Source organism: Carnobacterium sp. (genome assembly GCF_032094055.1).
In the GTDB taxonomy this organism is placed as follows: Bacteria; Bacillota; Bacilli; order Lactobacillales; family Carnobacteriaceae; genus Carnobacterium_A.
Window position 1 is genome coordinate 16,347 of record NZ_DAMDAK010000043.1, and the last position, 719, is coordinate 17,065.

At 30.9% G+C, this 719-nt stretch carries 1 protein-coding gene; it reads left to right on the forward strand.

All coding sequences use genetic code 11. The features are described 5' to 3' along the window. A partial coding sequence (locus RT405_RS07995) for a histidine kinase (protein WP_313469002.1) occupies positions 1 to 719 on the forward strand: 719 nt, incomplete at both ends.

Sequence of the window (719 nt, forward strand, 5' to 3'; positions counted from 1 at the left end):
AGGCCATTGTGGCAAGCTGAGAATGTGCCGACAGCATTTAAAAATAATCCTGAAAAGATCTATTTAGATTCTTTATCTAATCAATCTATTCTTACTTACGAAAATAAACGTTATTATTTTTTAACAAACACGGCCAAAAACCACACTACTTTTATTACATTGGCAACAGTTCCAGAATATAATATCTTCCTTGCTCCCAAGCCTTTAGTTATAGCGATTCTCTTTCTTTTAACCATTACCTTATTTGTAGTGCTTCTTATGCGCTTATTTAAAAATTATACAGTTCAAGTTGATTCTATTGTTGAAGGGATAACTGCTTCAGAGATAGATTTGCTAGAAAGGCACATCCCGGTTGAAGGGAAACACTCTGAACTTAAAACTGTTTCACAAACATTTAATTCTTTGATTGATGACATCAATAATCACATTAAAAACAATTATATTCTTGAATTAAAGCAAAAAGATGCGGAATTAAGGTCATTACAATCACAAATTAATCCACATTTTCTTTATAATACTTTAGAGTTTATCAGGATGTCTGCTTTAAAAGATGGAAATGAAGACCTATCTGAAATGGTCTATCTATTAGGTCAACTCTTTAGGAATAGTATCAAACAACAAAAGAAAACTACACTTTATGATGAAGTAGAAAATAGTAAGTTGTATATGCAACTTTTTCAAACCAGGTATCCTAATAAAATTGCCTACCAGTTTTTTGT